We start from the raw sequence: 23473 nt of genomic DNA on the forward strand, positions 1-23473 counted from the left end.
GTATCGGATACGTTGCTGTTCATACATAAAATATCGGAGTCAGTTCATGCCGGACGAGAATTTTATGGATCGGGCCAAAGGCGCGGTCATGGGTGCATTTATCGGTGACGCGCTGGCCTTGGGGCCGCACTGGTACTATAGCCTCGATGCGCTTCACCGGGATTACGGTAATTGGATCGGCGGCTATACGGATCCCAGGCCCGGGCGTTATCATGACGGCATGAAAGCCGGTCAGCTGTCACAGGCCGGCTTTATCCTGCATCTGATGATTCACTCGCTCATTAAATGCAACGGCTATGACAAGGCCGATTTTTGTCAACGCATGGATGAAACGCTGTTTCCGCTACTGGATGGCACGCCTGTGAGTGGCCCTGGGAAATATACCAGTCAGTCGATCCGTGAAGTCTGGCGGCAACGTACACAGCAGAATCTGCCCTGGGAACAGACCGGCAGTCATGCGGACACCACGGAAGCCATAGAGCGCACGCTTGCCATAGCCGTACGCTATGCGCTTCAGCCCGGGCAGCTTGCCGCGGCTGTTACCGAAAACACCCTGCTTACGCAGTCCGATGAAACCGTTGTATCGATGACCGTTGCATACGGTGCAGTGCTGGCTTTATTGATCCAGGGACACATGCTGGATGCAGAATTGTCGGGCAAGCTGATGACACTGGTTAAAAACGGCGAATTGCCCTTTCATGTGGTAACGCGTGATAATCTGCAGAATCCGCAGCCCGGCGATCCCGATCCACCCCGTGCCGGCCGTTTTGCGTCACCGGATGCGCTGCTTACGCCTTCCTATATGGCAATGGCGGCGGCGGACCCCGAAATTCGCATCGAACCGGCATGGAAGGTTTCTATCGTTTACGGCATGCCCTGCGCCATCTATCACCAGTTGCCGGCTGCCTATTATCTTGCGGCCCGTTTCCATGACGATTTCGAATCTGCCGTGCTGCACGCGGTTAACGGCGGCGGACAAAACCAGGCACGCGCCATTCTGACCGGTGCGCTGACAGGCGCCCAGACCGGCTTATCCAATATTCCCAAGCGCTTCGTTCATGAACTGGAGCAATCGGCCATTTTGTTGAAACTGGCCACCGATCTGGCCGCGGATATCGCGTAATGTTATTTGTGCCGATGCCATATTAAAATTACCTGTTTGAAAACGTTGAATCTTTTGTCTGATACAATAACTGCCGTCTGCTTTCCCGAATCAGACGATGTTGCCGGTACAGCCAAAAGTGAAAAACCACATGCCCCGTATTGACCGGTCATACATAAGACAGTATCTGACGCGACATGAAAGACAATACAGAAATAAAACAATATTACCCTATCTGTGAGGAAATCATTACGGCCGCACGGCGTCTGCATCAAAAAAACATGCTTGCAGCAGCCGATGGCAATATCTCCTGCCGTGTGACCGGAAATAAAGTATTAATCACGCCCTCGGGTGTGTCTAAAGCGTTCATGACGCCCGAAGAAATGGCGCTGGTCAGCCTGGATAACAAAACCTTGCAGGGAAAACCTTCATCAGAAAAAATAATGCACCTGGAAGTTTACAGGCTGTGCCCAGAGGCAAAAGCGGTTGTCCACGCGCACCCGCCTACCGCAATTGCCTGGACTGTCGCCCGGCCTGAGTTGGCTTTTTTGCCATCACACGCCGTTAGCGAAGTTATTCTCGCTTGCGGCGATATTCCCTTTGTTCCATATGCGCGTCCCGGAACACAGGCCATGGGCGATAATTTGAAACAGTTTCTGCCGCAGCACAGGGCGCTGATTTTATCGCGGCACGGTGCGCTGACCTGGGGAGAAAGCCTTGATGAAGCCTGGATGGGAATGGAACGCATTGAGCACTCCTCGGAAATATTATGGAAAGCGCATGTACTGGGAGGATTGACTTTTCTGCCTGACGAAGAAGTGCTGGCGCTTAAAGCCATACGGCAGCGTATCGGCGACCGGTTGCTGTAACTGTATTGCCTAGGAAAAGACAATATCTATGATGAATACGATGGCGATTACAATCGTTTAAGACAAATATTTTTTGTCGTTACCGGGAGAATCAGAGACGTGACACAACTGGAGTCGTTAGCGCTTCGTTTTACCCATACGCCACAACAAACCGCATTATGGATTCTGGACCAGACCTTGCTGCCGTTAAAGGAAGAATGGGTACGCCTGACAACGGTCGGCGAAACCATTGAAGCCATCAAAACACTGAAAGTCCGCGGCGCGCCTTTGATTGGTGTGGCGGCCGCGCTCAGCCTGGGGCAGTCGGCAATCAAAGGAACAAGTCTGAGTCAACTGGAAGAAGAAGCCAATGCGCTGTATGCAGCCCGTCCGACGGCAGTGAATCTGATGCTGTGCATGAACCGGATGACCGCCGGCATTCAATCAAAACAAACCCCCGAAGCGCTGTTGACTATTGCGGTTGAATTATTCAATGAAGATGCCGGGCTCTGCGAGAATATCGCCGCAAACGGCGCTGGATTAATTCAAAATGGCGACAGCGTACTTACGCATTGCAACACCGGCGGTCTGGCAACGGCAGGCATTGGCACCGCACTCGGTGTTATCAGGAAATGCCGTCAACAGGGCAAGCAGATACATGTATACGTGGATGAAACGCGACCGTTGCTGCAGGGCGCCCGATTAACCACATGGGAATTAAAAAAACTGGATATTCCATACACGTTAATAACCGACAGCACGGCCGGGTACCTGATGCAACTGGGCAAGGCGCAAAAAATCATCGTCGGCTGCGACCGGATCGCGGCAAACGGCGACGTTGCAAATAAAATCGGCACCTATGCACTGGCCGTTCTGGCGCAATACCACAATATACCCTTTTATGTTGCCGGTCCCTATACCACCATGGACGTGCACTGCGCGCACGGCAGTCAAATTCCGGTCGAACAACGCAAGGCGGATGAAGTATCCGGCGTTTCGGGTGTGTTCGGTCAAATATCATGGGCCGCCGAGGATTCGCAAGTTTTCAATCCAGCATTCGATGTAACGCCGGCAAAGCTGGTGTCCCGCTGGATACTTGATTGCGGAGTCTTTAGCAAAACGGACTTTCAACAGGGCAGGGTTAAGCAATATATGCAGCAACTGGCGGAAAATTCATTCTGCATTGAATCAAACGTAAAATTTGTCCAGCAATCCCGGAAAGTTAAATGAAAAACAAAGATCCGGAAAAATCACCGGCGGCCACATTCGAATCCGGCCAAGAGTCTGCGCCAAAGGCAACCCAAACGATACCCATTGACCTGATTTCCGGAATGGAAACAATTCTGGACCAGAACAACACCTATATATTTATCAAGGATACTGCGGGGCGCTATATTTTTGTGAACCGGGCTGTGAAGGAACTTTTCAATAAGCCGCTCGAGGAGATCATCGGCTATGATGACAGTCAGTTTTTCGACCTGGGACTTTCAAATGAATTGATGCTGAATGACCGCCATGTTATGGAACACGGCGAAACCATAGAACGAGAAGAAAAGAATATCGTCAAATCGACCGGTGAAGAAAAAATTTACTGGACGGTCAAAAAACCCGTGCGCAATGAACAAAGGCGGATTGTTGGCATGTGCGGCATCTCTACTGACATCACCGCACGAAAACGCGCTGAAATTGCACTGTGCAAACTGAACAAAAGACTCGATTTTCTTCTATCTTCATCGCCTGCAATCATCTATACATGCAAAGCCTCCCCACCCTATACGCCGACATTCATCAGCGATAATCTCACCAAAATTCTTGGCTATACAGTGGAGGAATTTCTCGATACGCCGGATTTCTGGGCGGAACACATTCATCCGCAAGACCGCGACCGCGTGCAGGCCGATTTACATTATATGTTTACCAACGGTAAACATATTCATGAATACCGGTTTCAGCACCACAACGGCGACTGGCTGTGGATGAGAGGTGAACTGTACACGGTAACATGCCCGGAAGGCGATACTGTGGAGTTGATCGGTTACTTCATCGAAATCACCGACCGCAAAGAAAAAGAACATGCACTGACCGAATCCCACCATTTGCTTAAAACGGTTATCGATACCGCACCGGTACGCATTTTCTGGAAGGATACTGAATCCCGGTTTCTGGGCTGCAATCGCGCTTTTGCCGATGATGCCGGAGAAACCGGCCCTGAGAAAATTATTGGCAAAAAAGACTGCCAGTTGAACTGGAAAGCGCAGGCCAAGCGCAATTACGAAGATGATCAAAAGGTTATCAATACCGGCATTGCCAGGCTTGACTGTGAAGAATCGCGGACCGCGCCTGATGGAAAGACTATCTGGTTGCGAACATCCAAAGCGCCGTTGCGCAATGTTAACAACGAAATAATCGGTGTGCTCGGCATTTATCAGGATATTACCAAACAAAAAGAAAACGAAGATTACATGATGCTTGCCACTACCATCTATCAATTAAGTAGTGAAGCCATCATGGTAACCGATGAAAATAACAGGATCATGGCGATCAATCCCGCTTTCACGCGCATAACCGGCTATGCGTTGGCCGATGTGGCCGGTAAAGATCCCAGAATCTTTCAATCCGGGAAGCAAAGCAAATCTTTTTACAGGAAAATGTGGCAGAAACTCCTGCAGGAAGATCATTGGCAGGGTGAAATATGGGACCGCCATAAAAACGGAAATATTCATGCGAAATGGTTAAATATCAGCGTTATCCGTAATGCCGATAACAGCATATATTGTTATGTGGCGCAGTTTTCGGATATTACCGAGAAAAAGCGGCAGGATGAACTGCTCTATAAACAGGCAAACTACGACCCGCTCACCGGTTTGCCTAATCGGAACTTGTTCAAGGATCAGCTTAACAGAGAAATCAGAAAATCGCATCGCAATGGACGGACGCTGGCATTATTGTTTCTCGATCTGGATCGTTTCAAGGATATCAATGACACACTCGGTCATGATAAAGGAGACAAGCTGCTCGAGGAGGTTGCCCTGCGTCTTCTGTCCTGCGTGCGTAAAACAGACACCGTTGCGCGCATGGGCGGCGATGAGTTTGCCATTATCCTGCCGGAGATAGATAAAAAAGCACGCATTGAAACGATTGCCGGGAATATTATTCACAAACTGAGCACGCCGTTTAAACTTGAGAAGAAGCATGCCGGTCATGATATTTCAACCAGTATCGGCATTGTGGTCTATCCAGACGACGGCACCGACATGAAGTCCTTAATGAAGCACGCGGATCAGGCGATGTATGCGGCAAAATTGGCGGGGCGCAACCGTTTTAACTACTTTACAAGCGCCATGCAGCAGGCCGCGTATGAAAAAATGGTGCTCACGCATGATTTGCGGCAGGCGTTGGACCGTAATGAATTGCAAGTCTATTACCAGCCCATACTTGACCTGAAAAACGGCCTGATTTGTAAAGCGGAGGCGTTGTTGCGCTGGATTCATCCGCAGCGCGGCATGATCGGCCCGCAAATCTTTATTCCTCTGGCAGAGGAAAGCGGGCTGATCAAGCAAATCGGGGAAATGGTATTTAATAAAACAATCGCCAGTATCAAACAATGGCAAAGCCGGTTTGGCTATCTTCTGCAAGTCAGCATCAATATGTCTTCCACGCAACTGAGCCTGTTGAAAAAGAATCAATGGTCGGATTATCTGGCCCGGCAGGGATTGCCGGGCCATTGTATTAACGTTGAGATTACAGAAGGCCTGCTGTTAAAAGACACGCCTGTTGTAAAGCGGCGGTTAATGGAGTTTCTTGACGCTGGAATAGAAGTGTCCATCGACGATTTCGGCACCGGCTTTTCCTCGCTTTCCTATCTCAAAAAATTCGATATTGACTACCTCAAAATAGACCAGTCCTTCACGAAGCATTTAACCGACAACGACACCGACCATGCCCTGGTTGACGCCATTGTTGTAATGGCGCACAAACTGGATATCAAGACGATAGCGGAAGGGGTGGAAACGGAAACGCAGCGGGATATGCTCGTTGCTATCGGCTGCGATTATGAACAAGGCTTCCGGTATTCGCCCGCCGTTACTGCGGAAGCACTTGCCGGGTTGCTTCAACAACAGCAGGATCAGGCATGAAAAATTATGAATGTTGCCGAACATGTCGCACCGCGCAGCCAATCGTGTCTGTGTCGGAATTTTTTACATTTTATTGTGAACGTAAAAACGGTGCCGGACGTGGCTGTTCCTGTATTTACTTGAGGGTGTTAACAACTAACGAGTGTTGCTGCCGGTGTTAGAGCATGCGTCCTGCGTACAGTGTCACACTCATCTGCTTCATCTGCCGCATTTACTTCGAAGAAATCCCGTCAAAACAAAGGTAAAACCGGATCTTTATCCAAAATAAACAAGTACGTTACACCTGTTTTAACCGCCTGTTAGTAATGTCGGAATATTTAACACTTCAAATGTGTCTGTAAATTCTTTCGTATCGCGTAAAAAGAATTATACATATTAGTCAATAAATTATATTTTATGGCATGGAAATTGCATGATATTTTTGTTAACAATGGTCCGAAACTTGAACTTGCATAGAGGCGTTGCTTTATGAATGGCATACAAAAAACAGTCGAATGGTTTTTGGATTCATATTGCTATTGCTCGCTAGCGCCACCTGGGCCAAGCCTGTTAACGTAATTACGCGCATCGGTATTCATTTCCACTCCGTGCCAATTGTGGCTTTTAAAGCCAGGCTTGAAAAAGCATTGAGCGGCGTAATACCGGTTTTCCGGAGTCAGAAGTCTTTAAACGGCTGTATCAATGCAGCCCGTTTTTGCACAAGGCAGGAAAAATACGTAAGAAATCCTGGTTAACATTAATGGCAACACCATAACGATAAACAGATTGATTCAAGCGCCTCGGGTTTCGCACGCAACCGCACGTACAACAAATTCAAAAACATTTTGTCAGGAAGGAGCATGCAGTGGCGCATATCGAGACCGATTTAAATGATTATGTTGAATCGCTCTATCGAACAAAGAATTTCGAACAGGCTTTTGTCGTTTTTGAAACTTACGCGCTTAAATTTGGGCTGAGCGGCGTATTTTATATTTACGTTCCCCGTTTTCCCATGGATTCTGGCTCGGCAAGCAAACCGGCATTGCATGTTTCACAACACCTGAGTCCGGCGTGTATTAGTCACCTGCTTGACACCGGCTTTGGTCAGCCTGATCCATCGTTTAATTCGTCATTGAACGATGCAATGGATGCTATGGAATGGCAAATAAAAAATTGTGAAGATTGCGGGAGAACAACGAATCGCATTGCTGCGAGTGAATCAAAACATGGCAATGCCGCCAGCGGCATTGCCATGCGGCTCATGTCCAGCGAAAAGGGGGTTGCCATGGCCGGTTTCGTTCGCTGTCATTCCGGGCTGGACGGTGCGCTTAACACGCTTAACAATAAAATCGTCGACAAACTGGTCCTCAGCGCAAAGCTGTTTCACAGCATGGTCATATCAAATCTATGCCATATCGGCCATGTTCTCAGACCTGTGCTCAGCGTGCTCAATGATACCGAAAGATGTTTTCTTCAGAAGCTCGCGCAAGGCAAGTCTCTGACCCAGATATCGCACGAACTCGGCAAAAGCGAAAAATATCTTGACCGCGTGATGTTGAGAATACGGCAGAAACTGTCGGGTGTAAGCGCGGACGAACCACCAAAAATCAACCGCAATCAGGTGTTATATTACGCCGGGTTGCTTAATTTCTTCGACTGATACTCTTTCAATTTGATATTGCCGTGTTCAGTGAGCTTGTCAGTGACCATGGAAAGGCGTGTCTTGCAGGTAATAGCATTCTATTTCCAAAAGGCATAACGCAGTCCATGGGCGTTGACAAGCTCACCCACAGGGCGTTACCGTGGTGTCCTGCAACCGCGTTGCAGTACTTGAAAAGGGAACAGCCCTTCCCTGTGTACTGCGCCTTGTTGCATAACACCACGGTAGCGCTGTACCCGGCAATATCAAGTTGAAAGAGTACTGGTTTTTACAGAGATCGGTAATAAATCCAGGCAAGCCCTTTCCCACTTTTCCCGCTTTTTCCCGCCGCATCATTTGATGTTGCCCCGCCATTGCTGGTAACCATGCTGTTGGCACAGCAAATCATAGAAAACCGGTTCAAACCGGCTGTCATTTGAAATTCACCAGCCGACGCGCTGTGCGCTGTGTCGACTTATCCATTTGCTGCGTTACACGATAAACCGGCCAACCGGAAATACTAACCTGTTATCCCATCTCTGACAAGATAGTAAATTCCATCTTACCAAACGCACTTATTTGGATTTAAATGTCCCCCAAACTCAATCGATTGCAATGGTTGGTCTCAATTACATAATAAGTGAGTGAGAACACCCCCTAGTGCTTCAGAACTTTTTATTTTGTTAACAAAAAATATAAGGATCGTCAGATGCTGCAACACAAACCCAATACTGAAAATGCACAAAAACTGTTAATTATCGACGCAGACGTTTTGGATGCTGAAATACTGCTCAAAGACCGCAAACCGGGTTATCAGGTTATCCGGCTCGATCCAGCATCGGAACCCGTCACGCAGCTGACCGATGCCATTCATCAACATGCGCCGGTGCAGGAAATCGTTCTGGTCGCGCACGCCATCCCCGGACAGATCCATTTTTCCGGCGGTTTAATCGGTTCGACGCAGCTTGAACGGCACCAACAGCAGCTGCAGGCATGGCGCAAGTCATTGTCACATGACGCCAAACTTTGTGTGTATGCGTGCGAGCTGGCGGCTGGTGAGGAAGGAACTAACTTTATCAATTTATTGAGCGATCTTACTGGTGCTGAAGTTGCTGCGTCGAGTTTGCCGGTAGGCAAAACAGAAACATCCTGGAATTGGGATTTGGATTGTTTGACCAAATTTTTTGAAGTTCCAATTCCATTCAGCAGGAATTCCGTTGAAACGTATCGGTATACGCTTGCACCCGAGATCAGCATTGCCGGAACAAGCGCTATTGAGGACGGCTTCCTAGAATTTGTCGTGACATTATCGGAAGCATCTTTAGGTGAAGTCCGAATACCTTACCGGACACTGGAAGACGCTGGTACAGCGCTGGGAAACTTCAACGATTTCGATGAAGTTACTAACACACTGGTGATTCCGGCAGGGCAAACGAGTGGGACGATTTTTATCAATACGAGAGCCGACAATTTTGATGAGGCTGACGAAAGCGTCATTCTTGAATTGTTCGATCCGGAAAATGCAGTGTTTCCGAATGGTGCGGGGAATTTGCGCGCAACCGGCGTGATTTTGGACAATGACGGCAGCGGTAACGACCGTGCGTTATTCGTCAGTCAGGTGAAGATGGTCGAAGGAGATAACGGCTCACAGCAGGCTGTCTTTGATGTGCAATTATCCGAGCCTTCAAGCAACGCAATTACGCTGAATTATACGACTTCTGACGGTTCGGCGCTGGCCGGGCAGGATTATCAGGCGCAAACAGGCAGCGTGACATTCAATCCCGGTGAAACGCTGAAAAGCGTGGCGGTGCCGATCATTGGCGACACGATTGCGGAAGCCAATGAATTTTTTAATCTGGTGGTCACGCCAACGGTAGCAATTGCCAATGGTGTGGATGGCGCGGTAGGCACGGCAATCATCCAGGACGATGACACCAGCACAACAATGCCGGAGATCAGCATTGCCGGAACAAGCGCTATTGAGGACGGCTTCCTAGAATTTGTCGTGACATTATCGGAAGCATCTTTAGGTGAAGTCCGAATACCTTACCGGACACTGGAAGACGCTGGTACAGCGCTGGGAAACTTCAACGATTTCGATGAAGTTACTAACACACTGGTGATTCCGGCAGGGCAAACGAGTGGGACGATTTTTATCAATACGAGAGCTGATAATTTTGATGAAGCGGACGAGAGTGTAGTGCTTGAGCTGTTCGAGCCCGTAAATGGGGTGTTCCCTGACGGCGTTGAAACATTGCAGGCTACCGGCATCATTTTGGATAACGATGGAACCGGTAACAACTTGGGTCTATTCGTCGGCAATGCCCAAATCGTCGAAGGTGAAAATAACTTCACGCGAGAAGTCGCTGTTCCGATTCATCTTTCCCGACCTTCTGATCAAACCCTGACATTCCAATACCAGACTGCGGACGATACAGCCATAGCCGGTTCGGACTATACCGCCCAGTCGGGTACGGTGACTTTCCTGCCGGGCGAAACATTGACTGCGGTGCATATCCCTGTGATTGGTGATGATATTACAGAAAATAGTGAAACATTCACTTTGACTGTTACACCGACAGCAGCGATTGCGAATGGTTCGGATGGGGGGACGGGGACGGTAACTATCATTGACGGCAACGAGTCTGGCCCAAATAATCCGCCGGTAGCGCAAGACGATGCGTTTGCAACAGACGAAGACACCAGTGTGTCCGGTAATGTGCTGGTTGACAACGGCAACGGCGCGGATTCCGATCCGGATGGCGACACGCTCAGCGTCAGCAGCACCGGTGTGATTGCCACCGCGCTGGGCGCAAGTGTGACGGTCAACGCGGATGGCACATTTGATTATGATCCGAACGGCCAGTTTGAGTCGCTGGACGACACGGAATCGACTACAGACTCATTTGCTTACACCTTGTCCGATGGCAATGGCGGCACCGACACGGCAACGGTTTCAATAACGATCAACGGCGTAAATGATGCGCCGGTCGCACAGCCCGACAGCGTCAGCACCGATGAGGACACAATCCTGAACGGCAACGTCCTGAACGATAACGGCAATGGCGCGGACAGTGATGTTGAAGGTGACGTATTATCGGTGACCGCTGAAAACATCACAACTGCGGCAGGTGCACTGGTGACCCTGAATGCAGACGGTACGTTCAGTTATGACCCGAACGGTCAGTTTGAAGCCCTGAATGACGGAAAGTCTGCTGTCGATTCGTTTACATACACACTGTCCGATGGCGACCTGACCGACACTGAAACCGTTACGGTAACGGTCAATGGCATCACCGATGTGCCGGTGAATAATCCACCGGTAGCGCAGGACGATACGTTTGCAACAGACGAAGATACCAATGTGGCGGGTAATCTGCTGGCCGACAACGGCAGCGGTGCGGATTCCGATCCGGATGGCGACACGCTCAGCGTCAGCAGCACCGGCGTGATTGCCACCGCGCTGAGCGCAAGTGTGACGGTCAACGCGGACGGCACATTTGATTATGATCCGAACGGCCAGTTTGAGTCGCTGGACGACACGGAATCGACTACAGACTCATTTGCTTACACCTTGTCCGATGGCAATGGCGGCACCGACACGGCAACGGTTTCAATAACGATCAACGGCGTAAATGATGCGCCGGTGGCACAGGCCGACAGCGTCAGTACCGATGAGGATACAGTACTAAACGGCAACGTCCTGAACGATAACGGCAATGGTGCGGACAGTGATATTGAAGGTGACGCGTTATCGGTAACCGCTGAAAACATCACGACTGCGGCAGGCGCGCTGGTGGCGCTAAATGCAGACGGTACATTCAGTTATGATCCGAACGGTCAATTTGAAGCCCTGAACAACGGAGAGTTTGCCACCGATTCGTTTACATACACGCTGTCTGACGGTGATTTGACCGACACTGAAACCGTTACGGTAACGGTCAATGGCGTCCCGGCGGAGAATAATCCGCCGGTCGCGCAAGACGATGCGTTTGCAACAGACGAAGATAGCAATGTGGCGGGTAATCTGCTGGCCGACAACGGCAGCGGTGCGGATTCCGATCCGGATGGCGACACACTGAGTGTCAGCAGCGCCGGTGTGATTGCCACCGCGTTGGGCGCAAGTGTGACGGTCAACGCGGACGGTACATTTGACTATGATCCAAACGGCCAGTTTGAGACGCTGGACGACACGGAATCGGCTACGGATACATTTGATTACACCTTGTCCGACGGCAATGGCGGCACGGACGCAGCGACGGTCTCGATAACGGTGAATGGTGTGAATGATGCGCCGGTGGCACAGGCCGACAGCGTCAGTACCGATGAGGATACAGTACTAAACGGCAACGTCCTGAACGATAACGGCAATGGTGCGGACAGTGATATTGAAGGTGACGCGTTATCGGTAACCGCTGAAAACATCACGACTGCGGCAGGCGCGCTGGTGGTGCTAAATGCAGACGGTACATTCAGTTATGATCCGAACGGTCTGTTTGAAGCCCTGAATGACGGGGAGTCTGCCATCGATTCGTTTGCATACACGCTGTCCGATGGTGATTTGACCGATATGGCAACTGTTGAGGTTGAGGTAAAAGGTGTTGATGATATTGAACCACCAGTTGTTGTTACAATCGGCGATGCGCCACTGCGCGTTTCCCGATCCAATCCGGATGTGTGGAAAGATGCCTGGACAGTTGAGGCGGTCAGCATTAGCCATAAAGCCGATCTTGAGGATATTGCGGAGATCTGGAGCGGTGTAACGCTGAATGGCCGCAACGCCGGTGTGTTGAACGGTGGCGATCTCTTTGGCGGCGATCTGGGTGTCAGCGGCCAGTCGCTGGTTTCCAGCACCATACGCCAGGAAATCGACGGGACGGAAGCGCTGCGGTTCGACCTGGATCAGGCGGCAATCAGAGTCACTATCGATTTGTCCCGTCTTGACGGCAGTACCGCGAACGGTCATTTCGATGCAGGTAGACTGCAGCTGCTGGATAGCGCCGGTGCAGTCGTGGACGAACTGGTTTTCAGTGCCGATGCAGCTTCGCATGAAAAACAGATTGCCCTGGATTACAGCGCCGGTTTTTCTTCGGTTGTGCTGACTGCAGGCAGTTACAATGGCGCTGATTTCGTTTTCGGCGGCCTGTCCGATGCAGCCGGGCAGTATCTGAGCGGCCCGCAGGATTTGGGCAACGGCACCTGGAATGCCAGCGACTATCTGGTGGATGCCGTCGAATTTGAATTCGGCGAAATAACGCTTGTGGGCGCAATAGTTTGATGTACGTATCAATTTAAATGACGAACTAAAGGACAATAACAATGAATAGCATTCGACAACTAACCCTATTGATGTTTCTGATTATTTTTCCGCTGTCGGCCAGCGCGGTCATGCTGGAACAGGCGCCGCTGGATGGCGGGGGCGGCAGCCTGAGCGTCGGCCCGTCCGGCATACAAATTGCCACCGACGACTTTCAATTTGCAAATACCGTACTGCTGACCAATATCCGCTGGTGGGGCAGCTACGATCCGGTTGCGCCCGTGACTGAATCACTTACCGTGCGGCTTTTTGCAGATGACGGTTCAGGCAATCCCGAGACCAATGCCTTTTTTGAAACAACGTTTGCCGGCAATGGCGATAGCAGCGGCGGCCTCACCGATCTGTTCGGTGGCACCGTGTTTCAATACGACCTCGGCGTTAATCAGCTGCTGCAGGGCGGCGCTGATTATTACCTGTCTGTATTCAACAATGACGGCGCTCAGGACTGGTATTGGCTGGAAAGCGCGGCAGGCAACAATACCGGCTGGAGCCGGGCTGCGGACGGCGATGCCTGGAACTTTGATGCCGCCACACTCAACATGTCATTTCAGTTGACTGCCGGTGTTATACCGGAACCGGCAACCTTGTTGTTGATGACTCTGCCCATGCTGTGGCTTGCTGTTTCGGTCAGGAGAAGATCGCGCAGTTTGCCATAGAACGCGCTTTCACCGCTGCATACAGGCCCCGATTATCAGATCAATTCTGCTAATTCGGGGCCTTTCTAATTGTTTGGATTCAGGATGTAAAAAAATAAATTGATTCTATTCATAAGGTGCCGGCATGTTTCAAGACAAAAGAGATAACGGAAACGCACAAAAATTATTGTTTATCGATGCAGCTATCCAGGATCAGGCAACCCTGTTAAAAGCAGTACGATCTGAGTATCGAATCACCAAACTCAAGTCAGATTGTGATCCTGTTATCCAGATCACAAACACGCTTGCAGGCAACGGCTTTGTGCAGGAAATCATCTTGGTTGCACATGCGCGGTCCGGCCAGATCGTATTTTCAAATTATGAATTAGATTCAAACGAGTTGAGCAAACGCTCAAAAGAATTTGAGGCATGGCAAAAAAGTTTTATCAGTAATCAGACAAAAATTTTTGTTTATGCATGTGAACTGGCTCGAGGTGAAGTTGGCAGGGACTTTATTCAGCAACTAAAAAACCTGACAGGCGCAGAAATTGCGGCTTCAAGTCTAACGATTGGCCAGTGGGATGGAAAACAAAACTGGAACCTCGATTTTTTGACGAAGCCATTTGAAGTTTTGATGCCCTTCAGTGGTGGAACAATTGAATACCCACATTGTTTCGCCCCTGTTGTATCGGTTACAGGTAATTCCGAGCTTGAAGGAGACGATGAAACGGGTAGTAGTCAGTTTCTAACTTTCGATATTAATATATCAGAACCTTCAACGAGCGATATTCAATTGGGCTGGCTGGCCAGAGATGACAGAACAAATAGCACAGAAATGGATTATATCGGCTCTGACCAGCTAGTGATTCCTGCCGGAGAAGCTTCCGCATCTATTTTACTAGAAATTTATGGCGACACTATTATTGAGCCTGATGAACGTGTTGTTTTTGAAGTATTTAATTTGAGTGGTGCAGAATTTGAAAGCGGTGCTCAACGATTGACGACAACAGTATTTATACTAGACGATGATAGCGGTTATCGAGATCCTTCATTATTTGTAAACGATATCGAGCTTGTCGAAGGCGATAACGATACCCAGAATGCTGTTTTCACAGTGCAACTGTCGCGCCCAAAGACTTTTGATCTAACGTTTGATTACCAGACAGCCGATGGTTCTGCCACAGCAGGATCGGACTATACCGCCACCAGCGGTTCACTGATTTTCCCTGCCGGGCAAACTGAAGCTGAAATAACAGTGCCGGTAATTGGAGACACCCTGCTTGAAGCGGAAGAAAGTTTCAATTTAGTTGTCAGAGCGCAAGGGATATCACAATTTTTTATTGATAATGGTGATTCTCCGGCGGTTGGAACGGCGCATATCATAACCGATGATGCAGCGGGAATTGCTTCGCAACCGATTGTATCGATACGTGACAGCCGTATTACCGAAATTCAATTTGGTCTGCATATGATGGAGTTCGAGATAATTTTATCCGAGCCATCAAGCGGCGAAGTGTCCATGGGTTGGCAAAGTTTGCCTGGAACAGCCAAAATTAACGACCTGGGCATATTCGGTGCTTTAGGCTTTCCAGCAGGTACTGTAACCTTTTCACCGGGACAGACAACTGCGTTTGTCAACTTTGTGATTCCCGGAGATCCCGACATAGAAGATGAAATTGATGAAAGCCTGTTACTTGAACTGTTTAATCCCAAAGGTGCGGAATTTGCCGGGGGTGTAGACCGGTTACTTGCGACAGGCACCATCTTAAGCACGGATAATTTACCGGAATTACGCACTGTTTTTATCAATGATGCAGAACTGGTTGAGGGAGACAGCGGCAGTCAAAATGCAGTTTTCAAAGTATTACTTTCGCGGCCCGCTGCAACTGATTTGACGTTTGATTACCAGACTGTCGACGGTTCGGCCACGGCTGGATCGGACTATACGGCCGCAAATGGCGCGTTGACATTTGCAGCAGGGCAAACCGAAGCAGTTGTCAACGTAGCTGTTACAGGTGATACGTTGTCCGAAACTACGGAAAGTTTTACGCTATTGGTGCGTCCACAAGCAGGGTCAGACTCTGTACTTGCTGGCGGACTGACGGTTTTCTCAGCACAAGCCTTAATCGTTGAGGACGACAATACTGCCACCACATTGCCAGTACTTTCCATTCGTGACACTGAAGACACTGAAAAAACATCTTTTTTCGGTCCTGGTGGGTTTCTTAAATTTGAGGTTGTTCTGTCACAACCGGCAACGAATGAAATATCGCTCAGTTGGCATGCTTTACCGGGCACAATCGATGTGTCCGACATAGAGCCGTCCAATTCGAGTGAGTTTCCTGCGGGAAACCTTGTCATTCCTGCAGGAAATACCACGGCCTTTATCGATCTGCGTATTACAGGCGATTTCGATTTTGAGCCAGATGAAAGTGTGTTGCTCGAGTTATATGATCTCACCGGCGCCGAATTTGCCGGCGGCACCGATCGACTGACTGCTACAGGGATTATCTTGAATGATGATGGCGATGTGGCTCAATCACGTACCGTATTCATCAAAAATGTAGAGCAGATCGAAGGTAGCAACGCGAGTAGTCTGACATTTACTGTTAAGCTTTCACGCCCGGCTTCAACTGATCTGGCATTCGACTATCAAACTGCTGACGGTACAGCAATAGCAGGTGTTGATTACACAGCCGTTAACGGGATTTTGACCATTCCCCCAGGCCAAACCGAAGCAGCCATCCAGGTTCCGGTGAGTGATGATTTCGATCTTGAATCAGATGAAACATTTGACTTGACCCTTACCCCGCAGGGCGGTGGCGATACTGTAACCGCAACCGCTACAATTATTTCCAATGACACTGAGTCCATACTGAATAGAGAGCTTGTCGTCAATGGCGGCGCGGAAACAGGAGATACTTCAGGCTGGGTTAGCACGGGTATCGATGCTGTACCGACAACACCGAGTTCAGAAGAATTCGGTGATTTTGCTTTTACCGGCGGTGCGGGCACGGCTGTACAGACACTATTTCAGTCGGTTGACGTAAGCAACGGCGCCAGTCAGATCGATACCGGACACATACAATCCAATTTCAGTATTTATCTGCAAAGTATTACGAACAATATCGTTACTGATCTTGCCAGCGTTGACGTAACGTTTGTTAACAATTCAGGAGAAACGCTGGATTCTTTCTCGTTGGTTGATGATGAGAACATTTTTACCGTTGGCATTGGTGAAAGTAATCCAATAAAACAATGGAAATTGTTTTCAGATGTCAGAGCTGTTCCTGCCGGTACACGGTCGATCGAAATACTGTTGACGGCAGACCGAAACGGCGGTATTTCCTCCGATGGTTTTATCGATCAGGTTTCATTGCAACTCGGCGAGGCGCTTGTTTCAACCGGCGAAGATGCATACGCCACCATCAATGGCTTACCGCTCGTTGTCGATACTGCGACGGGTGTGCTGAATAATGACGCTGGGAATGTCGGGAATACCTTGACGGCTACAGTTGTCGACGCACCAAGTCACGGCAGCTTGAATCTCAATACCGACGGTTCGTTTTCTTACGCCCCGGATGCTGGCTTTACCGGTACCGATACGTTTACCTATCGTGCTTCTGATGGTGTTGGTTTGAGTACGCCCACCCAGGTTGACATTACGGTTTCACCCATTTCAGTTAGTAGCCCTAGTGTTTCAGAAGGAAATACAGGAACGCAGCAGGCCGTGTTTTCTATTCAACTAGAACAGCCATTGTCAACTAATTTGATTTTGAATTACCAGACGATCGATGGCACAGCCATAGCCGGTGAGGATTATGTTGCCGCTGGCGATAGTGTAACAATTCCAGCGGGCCAAACCGAAACGACGATACAAATCGCAATTAATGGCGACACTGATCTGGAAACAGAAGAAACCTTTACCTTGGCTATTACGCCGCAAGGCGGTGCAGAAACTTTCAATGCGGCAGCAACTATTATTGCCGATGATGTCCAACAACCACCCGTTGCTGAGCTGGATGCCTACAGTGTTGCCAATGGCGCAACATTAACCGTCAACGTAATTGATGGTGTTCTGACCAATGATACGGATGCCGAAGGTGATGCTTTAACGGCTGCAGTGGTTGATGAGCCGAGCCAGGGTGTTTTGAATCTGAATGCGGACGGCTCATTTACCTATACGCCTAACGCTGGTTTTGCCGGCACCGATACGTTCACCTATCGCGCATTTGACGGAACAGACTTTAGTGTACCCGCTACAGTATCCATTACTGTGGATCTACCCGTGATATTCGCGATTACCGGTGAACTCATCGTGCCAGACAGCTTGAATCCAGGTGGAACCGGCACGAGTCAGCTGATTTATGAAAACAATTCGTCTACGGCAATACCCGGTACACTGGTTTTTGCTCAGGCGATAGGCGGCGGTTTATTGGCCGACTCGCTCACCGGGGATTATTCGGACGGTATTTTTCTGCTCGGGCTTGGCGATGGTGAAGGTGCGATTCAGGTAGCTGAAACCGGTGCGCTTAGCTTTTCTACTAAAATGGCCGATGCACCGAATGGTTCCATGACGGTGTCGGCTGCCGTTGCCGATCCAAGCCAGACGATTGATTGGGCAGCACTTGAGACTCAACTCAAGCCTGAATCAATGTCCGATGCACTATGGCATCGTATTTACACCAATTTCCAGTCTGAAGTGGGTGCCAATACAGGCGAATTTATTGCCACACTGGCGGAAAACGGCCAATACTTATCTTCACTTGGTGTCCGAAGCGACAGCGCTGCAGCAGCATTGAGTTTTGAATTGGAACAGGCCGGTGATTTTGGCTCGCTAGTTGAACGCGAAACGGATGGTACAGCAGGCCGTGGCTGGGCTTTTCTGGGTGATTTGCGGCTCGATATCGATACGGATGGAAACGCCACCCTGCTTGGTTCAACGTTATTAGGCACACTGTTCACGCTGAATGCCGAAGAATCGGCTTATTACACCGTGTCTTCGTCCGTAGGGCAGACGGTCAGTCTGAGTGGCAATGTACTTAGTGGCGTAGCGCCAACCCGCCCGATATTCAGTATGAATATCAACGGATCGTATACCACTGGCGGTGATTTTGACGGGCAATTGATGCGTACGGCTGATGGATTTAAGCTTGAAAATGCACATGGCGATGCGCTGCTGTTCGACCATTCGGGCACATTCGTGAAAGCCATCACCGTCAACGGACTGGAAACAATAGCAGCTTACGACACCGCAGGACGAATCACCAGTTTTACCGGGCCAAATGGTAATATATTGACGATCAACCATGATGCTGCCGGCAACGCCATATCGATAACCGATACCAACGGCCAGACAATGACGCTCGGTTATAGCGCAGATGGCGATAAACTGGTTGTTGCAACCGGTGCTGCTGGTACCGCGAATTTTAGTTATGACGGCAACGACCTGAGTCAAGCGATAGCCGCAGGCGGCCCGAATATTGATTTTACCTACGACAGTGCGGGACGACTTACATCGGTGTCCGTAGCAGGCGGTATTGAACAAACTACCTTCAGTTATGATTCACTCGGTGGATACACCGTAACCGACGGCGCAGGCCGTACAGCGCATATCAGTCTCGCACCCGGCGGGCAAGTTGCTGTAATTACCGATAGCGAAGCGGCATCCGCATCATTGCAATACAGCTCACAGGGTAAATTGGTCGGTATCGAGTTTCCGGATGGAACAACCGCTGCACTGTCCGTTGACGACCTGGGCCGTCCGACAGCACTCGCCGATGCCAACGGGGCGACACTGGCTTATGCCTACCATGACAATTTTAACGTGCCTGTTAGCTTTACTGATGCCAATGGTGCAACACGCGCATTTTCTTATAACGATCAGGGTGAAATGGTACAAGCAGCCTGGGCGGATGGCACGCATCTGGATTTCGGTTATGACGCCAATGGCCAGATTACGGATTTTTCCAACCGGCGTGGTGAAAGTGTAACCTATGATTACGACGCACGCGGACGGCTCACGGCTGAATCTGCGGGCACTTCCGGCGCGGTGAGTTACACTTACGATGCAGCAGGAAATTTGTTGACGGCGACGACAAACGAAGGCACTACCGCGCTGACATACGATGCGGCAAACCGGGTTACCCAAATCGAATACCCCAACGGTCGTTCGCTGAGTTATACCTACGATGCTGCTGGCAACCGCACGTCGATGACCGATCAGGACGGCAACGCGCAGTTCTATCAGTACGATGCCGCAGGGCGGCTGATTAATCTCAGCAACAATGATGGCAGTCTGGTCAGCTACACCTATGATGCAGCAGGTAACCTGATGCGTGAAGACAACGGCAACGGTACGGCAACCACGTACAGTTATGATGCGACTGGCCGGTTATTGGAAATCTTCAATCTTGACGCCGTTGGTAATGAAAATTCCCGTATTGTCTACAGTTACGATACCGCAGGACAGCGCACCGGCATGGAAACCGCCGACGGCGCGTGGACATACGGTTACGATGCTGTCGGGCAGCTCACCTCGGCTCATTTCACATCAACACGCGCTGGATTGGCGGATAAACAGATCGAATATGCGTATGACGCAGCCGGCAACCGCATCAGTAAAACGGAAGACGGTGTAACCACACACTACACCACCAATGCACTGAATCAATATGTCACCGCAGGTGGTGCAACGCTGTCGTACGACGCGGACGGTAATTTAATTACCAAAACCGATTCGAACGGTAGCTGGAATTACATCTACGATCTTGAAAACCGCTTGACTTCGGTGACTACGCCAACCGGCGATGTAACGCAATATGAATACGATGTCTTCGGTAACCGCTCAGCAGTGATTGAAAACGGTGTGCGTACTGAATTTCTCATCGATCCGTTCGGATTAGGTAACGTCATTGACGAATATGCCGCAGACGGCTCACTGATAGCATCCTATGCACATGGACTGGGGCTGGCTGGCCGCATTGCGGGCGATGGTTCGACCGCGTATTACGACATTGACGGGGTGGGTTCGGTGATCGGCATCACCGACGGCTCAGGGAATGAAGTCAACCGCTATGGCTATACCCCGTTTGGCAATGAATTGTTCGAGAGTGAAATCATCGCGAACAGTTTTGAGTTCAATGGTGCGTTGGGTGTGTCGGAAGATGCGAACAATCTGAATTATATGCGTGCGCGGTTTTATGATAGCGACATGGGACGGTTTTTGTCTGAGGATCCGTTGTGGACGGGGGGTGAAAGAGCCAATTTATATCGGTTTGGCATTAATGATCCCGTTGAAAATTTAGATCCACTGGGGCTTTTTTCGTTGCGAAAAATTGTCGATGGAATTGGAAAGATTGGAGAAGGAACTCTGTATGCTGTGTCAAGCATACCGCTGCCAATAGCGGGAACATATTTAGCGATAAAACTTGCACCAACCACAATAAAAAATGCAATCACCTTCAGTCAACATGCATACAAATTTGGACCAGGCGCAGCTGTAGTAGCTTTACCAACAGAAGCGGCAACTACTGTGGGAGGCGTTGGCCAACTTTACGTTGCTGCATCTTTTTACAACGATCCGCTTGGTTTTGTACTTAAGAATCTTCCTGGGTTTAAGAGTATTGTTGAAGGTATTCTTGATATAGAAAATGGGCTCGGTATCATCGATGATGAAATACATGCTATTGCTCTGGATCTGCTTGCAAAATCAGCTGGCGATCCTCATCTTAATACTTTCGACGGCTTTAAATACGATTTCCAAGCCGCCGGAGAATTTACGCTGGTACACGGTATTGATTCCGGTCTGGAAATTCAGGTACGTCAGGAGCCGTGGGGAAATAGTAATTTAGTCTCCGTCAATACCGCCGTGGCAATGCAGGTTGGCGACGATGTGGTGGGCATCTACCGGGGACAACCCAATCCGGTCAATATCAACGGTGAGTTCGTTGCAATTACCGATGGAGAGACGGTGTCAGTCGGTGACGGCTCGATTTATCGGCAAGGCAATACTTATGTGGTAACCAACGCACAAGGCGATGGTTTCTGGGCGCGAGTCGGCTCGTTTATCAATGTGGCGCCGTTCCTGAGTACGGAGCGACAAGGTGAAATTGCAGGCCTGCTTGGCAATGCTGATGGCGATAAAACCAACGACATCGCACTTGCCGATGGCACCGTATTGACTGGCCCGCTGACGAAGCAAGACCTATACGGCCCATTTGCGGACTCCTGGCGTGTGACGCCGGAAACCTCGCTGTTCGTGTATGGAGACGGCGAATCCACCGAGACGTTTACAATCCCGAATTTTCCGTTGCGCACGATTTCGGTTAACGACCTTGATCCTGCAGTACGCGCAGCCGCCGAAGAAGCGGTACGCAATGTCGGACTGACCGAAGGCACGATCGAATTCGAAAATGCGGTGTTGGATGTGGCGCTTACCGGTGAAATTGAATTCGCGCAAGCCGCATTGGAACTGTTGCAAATCTTCGACCCGTCCACCGGCCTTGCTTTGACTGTAGGTGAGCAAGCGCAACTGAACGAAGGCGACAATTTCAGCCGCCAGATCAGCTTTACCGATGACGTGGACAGCGGTGATGCTGATAGAACATACAGCATCGATTGGGGTGATGGATCGGCGATTGAAAGTGGAGTTCTTACAAGCGATATCCAGCTTTTTGATATGACACATCAATTTGTTGATGGTGATGCGAGTTACACAGTGAGTGTGACGGTAGAAGATGGCAGTGACGATATCGCAACGCAGCAGTTTACGGTTAATGTGGACAATGTTGCACCAATCATTGCCCTGTCAGGCGCTGCTAAGATCAATGCCGGTGACAACTACACATTGAATCTCGGTGATATCATCGATCCGGGTGATGACACGGTTACCAGCTTTATTGTCAATTGGGGCGATGGCAGTTCAGATATCTTCAATTCTGCCGGAGATGTTTCACATATCTACTCAGCAGCGGGCAGCAATACTATCAGTGTCGATCTGGTTGATGAAGATGGCACCCATGCTAATGCTGGAAGTCTCGCTGTAACAGTTGATTCATCGTCTCAAGCTGAAACCATAAGTATAGGCGATGCACCACTGCGCATTTCTCGCTCCGACCCCGACGCTTGGGAGAAAGCCTGGGAAAATGATACGGTCAGCATCAGCCATAAAGCCAATTATCTGGATACAGCTGAGTCCTGGAGCAATGTAATTCTAGATGGCCGTAATTCGGGCGCATTGAGTGGTGGCGATATTTTCGGTGGTGATTTGGGTGTAAGCGGACAAACCTCGATTTCCAGCACGATCCGTCAGGAAATCGACGGCACGGAAGCGCTACGGTTCGATCTTGATCAGGTTGCAACCCGTGTCACCATTGATCTGTCACGCCTGGAAGGCGATTCTACCTTGGGAAGCTTTGATGCAGGCCGGTTACAGTTGCTGGATGGTTCCGGTTTTGTCTTAGATGAACTAACATTTAATGCCGATGCGTTTTCTAGTGATCAGCAAATCACACTTGATCATGCTGCCGGTTTTTCTTCCGTTGTGCTGACTTCAGGTGTATACAACGACGCTGACTTCGTTTTCGGCGGCCTGTCCGATGCAGCCGGGCAGTATCTGAGCGGCCCGCAGGATTTGGGCAACGGCACATGGAATGCCAGCGACTATCTGGTGGATGCCGTCGAATTTGAATTTGGCGAAATAACGCTTGTGGGAATAGCCGGTTAACTGGCATGGTTTGGAGCAACCCGTTACGCATGTGGATTAGTGATGTTACGGAATTAAATTGATACAAACCGGGTTTTTAATTCTTTCAGC

8 protein-coding genes are annotated in these 23473 nt (G+C 49.7%); all 8 read left to right on the forward strand.

The features are described from left to right. Positions 1-46: 46 nt before the first annotated feature. The 8 genes from BMY60_RS04380 to BMY60_RS04420 all read left to right on the forward strand — a co-directional run bounded on the left by BMY60_RS04380 (position 47) and on the right by BMY60_RS04420 (position 23383). Positions 47-1123, forward strand: coding sequence for an ADP-ribosylglycohydrolase family protein (locus BMY60_RS04380; RefSeq protein ID WP_090331550.1), 1077 nt, complete (start codon positions 47-49; stop codon positions 1121-1123). Positions 1124-1299: 176 nt separating this feature from the next. Then, the gene (locus tag BMY60_RS04385; RefSeq protein WP_090331552.1) at positions 1300-1971 is read left to right on the forward strand and encodes a class II aldolase/adducin family protein; all 672 of its coding nucleotides are present in this window, start codon (positions 1300-1302) and stop codon (positions 1969-1971) included. A gap of 99 nt (positions 1972-2070) precedes the next feature. Further along, a complete protein-coding gene (mtnA, locus tag BMY60_RS04390; protein WP_256250683.1) occupies positions 2071-3180 on the forward strand; it encodes an S-methyl-5-thioribose-1-phosphate isomerase in 1110 nt (369 codons plus the stop codon). Further along, entirely contained in the window at positions 3177-6086 is a 2910-nt protein-coding gene (locus BMY60_RS04395; protein ID WP_090331554.1) for a sensor domain-containing protein, read from the forward strand. Before mtnA ends, BMY60_RS04395 begins: the two co-directional genes overlap by 4 nt. Positions 6087-6930: 844 nt before the next feature. Beyond that, positions 6931-7725 carry a hypothetical protein gene (locus BMY60_RS04405; protein ID WP_090331557.1) on the forward strand — a complete coding sequence of 265 codons (795 nt, stop codon included), beginning with the start codon at positions 6931-6933 and terminating at the stop codon, positions 7723-7725. 688 nt (positions 7726-8413) lie between these two features. Next, entirely contained in the window at positions 8414-12982 is a 4569-nt protein-coding gene (locus BMY60_RS04410) for an Ig-like domain-containing protein (RefSeq protein ID WP_090331559.1), read from the forward strand. A gap of 41 nt (positions 12983-13023) precedes the next feature. Beyond that, positions 13024-13677, forward strand: a complete 654-nt coding sequence (locus BMY60_RS04415; protein WP_143057350.1) for a PEP-CTERM sorting domain-containing protein — start codon at positions 13024-13026, stop codon at positions 13675-13677. A gap of 124 nt (positions 13678-13801) precedes the next feature. Continuing rightward, positions 13802-23383 (forward strand): Calx-beta domain-containing protein, encoded by a 9582-nt coding sequence (locus BMY60_RS04420; protein ID WP_090331563.1) that lies wholly within the window; start codon positions 13802-13804, stop codon positions 23381-23383. Positions 23384-23473: the final 90 nt, after the last annotated feature.

The organism is Nitrosomonas sp. Nm51 (assembly GCF_900111165.1).
Taxonomy (GTDB): Bacteria; Pseudomonadota; Gammaproteobacteria; order Burkholderiales; family Nitrosomonadaceae; genus Nitrosomonas.